Origin of the sequence: Phenylobacterium sp. (assembly GCF_016124325.1) — a bacterium.
In the GTDB taxonomy this organism is placed as follows: domain Bacteria; phylum Pseudomonadota; class Alphaproteobacteria; order Caulobacterales; family Caulobacteraceae; genus Phenylobacterium.
Genome location: NZ_WGNY01000047.1, coordinates 21,087 through 27,307 on the forward strand (window position 1 = coordinate 21,087; position 6,221 = coordinate 27,307).

At 70.4% G+C, this 6,221-nt stretch carries 7 protein-coding genes; 3 read left to right on the top strand and 4 right to left on the bottom strand.

The genetic code is table 11. The features are described from left to right. Positions 1-8: 8 nt before the first annotated feature. Complete coding sequence (locus GC203_RS22355) at positions 9-773, top strand: hypothetical protein (protein WP_293459024.1); 765 nt, start codon at positions 9-11, stop codon at positions 771-773. Between the two features lies 1 nt (position 774). Here GC203_RS22355 and GC203_RS22360 read toward each other — a convergent pair whose 3' ends face one another. Then, a complete protein-coding gene (locus GC203_RS22360) occupies positions 775-2,229 on the bottom strand; it encodes an MFS transporter (protein ID WP_293459025.1) in 1,455 nt (484 codons plus the stop codon). A 246-nt stretch (positions 2,230-2,475) separates the two neighbouring features. Between GC203_RS22360 and GC203_RS22365 the strand changes: the two genes are divergently transcribed. Then, positions 2,476-3,021 (top strand): hypothetical protein, encoded by a 546-nt coding sequence (locus GC203_RS22365; RefSeq protein WP_293459027.1) that lies wholly within the window; start codon positions 2,476-2,478, stop codon positions 3,019-3,021. 4 nt (positions 3,022-3,025) lie between these two features. Here GC203_RS22365 and GC203_RS22370 read toward each other — a convergent pair whose 3' ends face one another. Further along, positions 3,026-3,520 carry a hypothetical protein gene (locus GC203_RS22370; protein WP_293459028.1) on the bottom strand — a complete coding sequence of 165 codons (495 nt, stop codon included), beginning with the start codon at positions 3,518-3,520 and terminating at the stop codon, positions 3,026-3,028. A gap of 75 nt (positions 3,521-3,595) precedes the next feature. Between GC203_RS22370 and GC203_RS22375 the strand changes: the two genes are divergently transcribed. Beyond that, positions 3,596-4,726, top strand: a complete 1,131-nt coding sequence (locus GC203_RS22375; RefSeq protein ID WP_293459030.1) for a DMT family transporter — start codon at positions 3,596-3,598, stop codon at positions 4,724-4,726. A 9-nt stretch (positions 4,727-4,735) separates the two neighbouring features. On the opposite strand, the gene GC203_RS22380 is transcribed toward GC203_RS22375, so the two are convergent. Next, positions 4,736-5,389 carry a hypothetical protein gene (locus GC203_RS22380; protein ID WP_293459032.1) on the bottom strand — a complete coding sequence of 218 codons (654 nt, stop codon included), beginning with the start codon at positions 5,387-5,389 and terminating at the stop codon, positions 4,736-4,738. Continuing rightward, positions 5,386-6,150 carry a HupE/UreJ family protein gene (locus GC203_RS22385; RefSeq protein ID WP_293459034.1) on the bottom strand — a complete coding sequence of 255 codons (765 nt, stop codon included), beginning with the start codon at positions 6,148-6,150 and terminating at the stop codon, positions 5,386-5,388. Before GC203_RS22385 ends, GC203_RS22380 begins: the two co-directional genes overlap by 4 nt. Positions 6,151-6,221 lie beyond the last annotated feature (71 nt).

The window sequence follows — 6,221 nt, forward strand, 5'->3', positions numbered from 1 at the left end:
TCGCCGCCATGCCCGACACCATCCCGCCGCGCCCCTTCATCTACCTGGCGGTCCCCTGCTACGGGGGCCAGCTGAACCTCTACTTCGTCGACTCGCTGCTGAAGCTGCAGGACGCCTGCCGCGAGCGCGGGATCAGGCTGGAGGTCGAGATGATGGGCGGCGAGGCGCTGATCACCCGCGGCCGTTCGCGCCTGGCGGCGCAGTTCCTGGCCCACCCCGAGGCGACGCACATCCTCTTCGTCGACGCCGACATCGGCTTCAGGCCCGAGAACGTCTTCCGCCTGCTGGACGCGGACAAGGACGTGATCGCCGCGGTCTGCCCGCTGAAGAAGATCGACTGGGAGAAGGCGCGCGCGGCGGCCAAGGCGGACGTGGCCGACCTGCAGGCCGCCTCCATCGGCTACGTCGTCCGCTTCCTGCCGACCGCGGACAAGAGCGTGGAGGTGGAGGACGGCCTGGCCCAGGTGGCCTATGGGGGCACCGGCTTCCTGATGATCAAGCGGGCGGCCATGCAACGGCTTGTCGACGCACACCCCGAACTGCGCGCCCGGCTGGGCGACATGGCGGACAACCTCGCGCCCGAAGCCGTCATGATCTTCGACACCATGATCGAGCCCGAGACGGGCCAGTACCTGTCGGAGGACTACGCCTTCTGCCGCCGCTGGCGCGACATGGGCGGCGAGATCTGGGCCGACGTGTCGGCGCGGCTCGTCCACGTGGGTCACGCCGCCTACACCGGCAGCCTGCTGGACGCGCTGCGGCGGGGCCCCTGACCTACGGCGCCTGCGCGGCGAGGGCGCGCTTCTCCAGCAAGGCCGCGCGGGTGGCTTCATAGGTCGCGCGGTTGATGCGGTAGCGGCCGTAGCACAGCGCCGCGATCACGCCGGGGATCGCCGCCAGCGCCCCGTCCCAAAGCGCGAGGTTGAACAGCGTGTCCTCCTCGACGTGTCCGGGCCGCGCCTTGTGGGGGAACTTGATGAAGGTGATCACGGCCGAGGCCAACGCGACGCCGACGGCCTGGTCCAGCTTCGCCGCCAGGGCCCGGGTGGCGTAGAGCACGCCTTCCTGGCGGATGCCGTGCTTCAGCTCGTTCTCGTCGGCGATGTCGGCCAGCGCGGAGGTGACGCTGATCTGCAGGACGCTGATCGCGGCGTAGCTGAGGGCGGCGAAGACGATCAGGATCGGCAGGATGCCGGGCGTGTCGGGCCGTAGCACGCCGAGCTGGCCCAGGATCGGCGGTATGGCCGGTATGACCGCATAGGCCAGTCCCGCCCCGATGATCGTGGCCTTCTTGTCGAACCGCCCGTGCATGCGCGCGGCGAAGGTGAAGGCGGTGGCGTAGCCCACGAAGCTGCCGATGATGAACAGCCGCATGTCGCTGGACGAGATCACCCAGTAGAAGCTGTAGACGTAGAGCCGCAGGCCCTCGCGCAGCCCGATCATCATCGACAGGAAGAAGTAGCCGACGAGCAGCCAGGCGTAGTTGACGTTGGTCACTGCCTTGCCGATGTCGCGCGCGAACTCGATCAGGCTGAACTTCGGCGTGTCGGCCCGGGGCTGCGGCAGGAACGGGATCCGGTCGCGGGTGAACCAGGCCGAGGCGAACAGGATGACCACCACCGCGAGCGCCATGGTCAGGGCGAAGGCGGGGTAGGGTTCGGGGTTCAGGAGCCCGTTGTGGAACTCCGCCGTCTTCGGGAAGAAGAAGGTGAGCGCGATGTACGACATGCCGGCGCCGCCCACCCACAGGAAGAAGCTGTTGTAGGCCATCACCTTCGAGCGCTCGGTGTAGTGGCTCGACAGTTCGCCGCCGAGCGCCAGGTGCGGCGTGTGGAAGAAGGTCATCATCTGGCGCAGCATCGAGACGCTGACGCCGCACCAGATGGCCAGGGCCAGGGGGTCGAGCGACGTCGGCGGATTGAACACGCAGTAGAACGAGAGCGCGATCGGGATCGGCGCGGCGAACATCCACGGGTGGCGCCGTCCCAGCTTCGAGTGCGTCCGGTCCGACCACGAGCCCACGATCGGATCGCTCAGCCCGTCGAAGAAGAGGCTCGCCGAAATCGCCAGCCCCACCCATGCGGCCGGCACGCCCAGCACCTGATTGTAGAACAGCAGCGCATAGCTGCTGACGGCATAGAGCGCGATCGTCTCGGCGGACCCGCCGATCCCGAAGGCGAGTTTGGTGCGGAGCGGCAGGCGCTCGTGGTCGTCGGGCGCGCTGGTCATCGGCATCATCCTCCCGGCGCACGACTTTTCGAGTCTCTCGGCGCCGAGCAGGTCGGCCGAGGCTCACGCGGCGCTCGGCGCCAGCAAGCCCGACGGCCGGGTCGTCGTCAATCTCGCCGTACTGGTTTTTCGAGGATCGGCGCGCGTGGGCCCTTCCGAACGTGTAACCCCGCCGCTACCGTTCCGTACGGTGCGGCCGGATCGTCGAACGGCTAGTATGGCGGCGTGTCACCGAGGAGTGGGGTCTTGAAACGCATCTTCGTCCTGACGGCCTGCGCGGCCGCGCTCGCCGCCTGTACGCCGCAGAAGTCCGGGGCGCCGAAGGCGGCCGCGGGCGCCGCGGCCGCGAAGTTCAACACCGACCTGCCGATGACGGAGTTCATGGGCCACGTCGTCGATCCGGCGGCCTTCATGTACTGGAAGGGCTCGGGCACCGAGGTGGACGAGAAGGGCGAGCACGACCTGTCGCCCACCACCGACGAGGGCTGGGACGTGCTGGTCAACGGCGCTTCGATCCTGATGGAGGCGGGCAACATGCTGCAGCTTCCCGGCCGGGTCCGCGCGCCCGAGGCCGACTGGAACCGCTACGCCCAGCAGCTCACCGAGCGGGCGGCGATCGCCCGGGCGGCGGCCGAGAAGCACGACAAGAAGGGCGTCTTCGACGAAGGCGGGCGCGTCTACGAAGTCTGCGTCGCCTGCCACGAGCAGTTCGTCATCCAGCCCGACATCCAGGCCAACGGCCCCGCCAAGGGCGATCCGCTGCCGGCCGTTCCGGGCGGGAAGGCCAAGTAGCGCCTCACCAGGCGGGCAGGCGCGACACGCAGCGTCCGTTGGGGCCGCCGGTCACGTCCAGCGGGCGCTGCGGGCTCATGGCTTCCAGGTCGCAGCGCTGGCGGTCGGTGAAGGCGGGCAGGAAGGCGTAGCCCAGGCCGGGGCCATAGCCGTAGCCTGGGCCCAGCCGTCCGCCGCGCACGTCGGCCACGGCGATGCTGAGCGTGCCCGTCTTGCCCACGGGCAGGTCGGTCCGGGCGTAGACGGACCGGTAGCCGTGCGTGCCCACGCCCACCGAGACGACGCCGTGCGGCTGGCGCTCGATGACGGGCGCATCCTTGTCGGCCACGGCGTCGGCGCGCTGCTCGGTGGCGGGCGAGGATCGGATCCAGCCGTCGATCTGATCGGCCACGCCGCCTTGGGCGTCGGCGGTGGCCACCGGCTGGTCGGCGGCCTCTGGCTCGGCCGCTAGAGCCGGCGCGCCGGCGAGGGCGAAGAGCAGGGCGAGCGTCGTACGCATGGGAAATCTCCTGCCCGCCAGTCAGCCCGCCAATTGCGGCGAAGATGTTGCAGACGGGTCCCCAAAAAGTGTCTCGTGAGCTCGCTTCCCCGGCGGCTGGCCCGTGGCGACCCTGCGTTCGAGGTGACGATGAAGGCAAACCCGACCCTCTTCACCGGACCCGGCGCGCCGCTCGCGCTCACCTCGGCGGCGCTGTTCGGCGCCAGCACGCCGATGGCCAAGGGGCTGCTGGGCGCGGGGGTCAGCCCGTGGCTGCTGGCCGGACTGCTCTATCTCGGATCGGGCATCGGGCTGGCGGTCCTGCAGCTCGTCCGCCGCGCGGGCCGCGCACGGCCCTCCGAGGCGGTGCTGGCTCGCGCAGACTGGGGATGGATGGCGCTGGTGGCGCTGACCGGGGGCGTCGCTGGGCCCCTGCTCCTGATGTTCGGCCTCGCCGTCACGCCGGCCTCCAGCGCGTCGCTGCTGTTGAACCTCGAAGGGCTGGCCACCATGGCCATAGCCTGGGTTGTGTTCCGGGAGAATGTGGACCGCCGACTGCTGATCGGGGCGGCCGCCATCCTGGGCGGCGCGATGCTGCTGGCCTGGCAGGGCGCCGCAGCGCCGGTGGGCTGGGGTGCGGCGCTGATCGGCGGAGCCTGCCTCGCCTGGGGGATCGACAACAACCTGACCCGCAAGATCAGCGCGTCCGATCCCACGCAGATCGCCATGGTCAAGGGGCTCGCCGCCGGAGCTGTGAACCTGCTGATCGCCCTGGCGCTGGGCGCCCGGCTGCCGGCGCCCGTGCTGACTGTCGCCGCCGGCGGCGTGGGCTTTCTAGGGTACGGCGTGAGCCTCGTGCTGTTCGTCCTGGCTCTCAGGTTCCTGGGCGCGGCGCGCACCGGCGCCTATTTCTCGACCGCGCCGTTCGTCGGCGCGCTGCTGGCGATGCTCCTGTTCGGCGAGCCGGCGACGTGGCGCCTGTTCCTGGCGGCCGCGCTGATGGCGGTCGGCGTCTGGCTGCACCTCGCCGAGCGACACGACCATGAGCATGTGCACGAGCCGATGGAGCACGAGCACGCCCACGTCCACGACGCCCACCACCAACATGTCCACGGTCCGGGCGATCCGCCGGGCGAACCTCATGTCCACCGCCACCGGCACGGCCGGCTGGCCCACGCCCATGCGCACTATCCGGACCTGCACCACCGGCACGGACATGCGTCCTAGAGCGGGTCGTCAGCGGTCGGGCCGCGCCTCGCTGGCCGGGACGTTGGCGACGACGCCGGCCTCGTTGCCGGGCTGGCCGGCGGGGATCAGCTGGTAGAAGCCCGCCAGCCGCAGCCGCACAACCACCGGCTTCTCGCTCGAGTTCGAGAACTGCCAGCCCTGGATGCCGTCGAACGGCGCGGTGAGGACGCCCTGCTGCTTCAGGCCGAAGGCCTGGCGGTAGGTGGCCACCGTCATCGGCTGGCCCGGCGCGGGCGTGGTGTGGCCGTGCTGGTCGTAGTGGAAATCGCGCGGATCGGACGCGCCCCTCACCTCCCAGGCGTAGGTGAGGGTGGCGTCCTTCGCCATCCCCACCTTGTATTCCAGTTCGGAGCGCTCGACGCCCTCGAGGAAGCCGCCCAGCGGGATCTCCACCACGTCGGTGCGGAAGGGGATGTCGTATTCGCGGGCGCGGGCCACGCCGCCCTGGTTGGGGTCGATCGCCGTCTCCGCCGGCGCCCAGAGCCGCGAAAGGCCTGTGACGCGGCCCAGGCCCAGGGGATCGCGGTCGAACTCGGCGGGCAGGATGGCGCCGAAGACCACCAGCACGGCGATGGCCAGGGCGCCCAGGATCGCCGCGATCAGGCGGCCGCGCGGCATCGGGCGGACGGGCTCGGCGCTCATGAGACGGCTCCTCCATAGACGTAGCCGGCGAGCTGCTGGCCGGCGAGGATGAAGCCCGCCAGCATCAGCAGCACATTGGCGGAATGGGCCATCGGCGCGAAGGCCGGCGTGCGCCGCCACAGGGTCATGGCCGCGAGGATCAGGGTGAGCGCCAGCATCTGGCCGATCTCGACGCCGACGTTGAACGAGACGAGGTTCACGAGCAGCCCCTCGCGGTTGAGGTTCAGCGCCTGCAGCTTGGTGGCCAGGCCGAAGCCATGGATCAGGCCGAAGCCGAAGACCGCCGCGCGAGGGTCGGGCTGGACGCCGAACAGGGTCCTGAAGCCGCCGAGGTTCTCGAAGGCCTTGTAGGCCACCGACAGGCCGATCACCGCGTCCACCAGGTGCGGATCGACGTGGAGGCCGAAGAACACCCCGGCCAGCAGCGTCGTCGAGTGGCCCAGCGAGAACAGGCTTACGTAGAGCGCCACCTGCCGCAGCCGGAACAGGAAGAAGATCACGCCCACCAGGAACAGCAGGTGGTCGTAGCCGGTCACCATGTGCTTGGCGCCGAGGTAGATGAAGGGGACCGGGTCGGGGCCGCGCGTGGCCGCGACGAAGGCGGCGTCCGAGCCGCCGATGTTGTGCGCCTGCGCCGCCGCGGCCCAGGCCAGGGCGATCAGGCCCGCCGCCGACCCGGCAAGTCGCTTGCGTGCGCCGCTCCCCATCGGGCGCAGGTGGTAGCGCGCTTCCGAGCGCCCGACCAGTGGGCGGACGCGCACGGACCTAGCGAGGGGAGGGATCAGCCTGGCGCACCCGACACGATTCGAACGTGTGACCTTTGCCTTCGGAG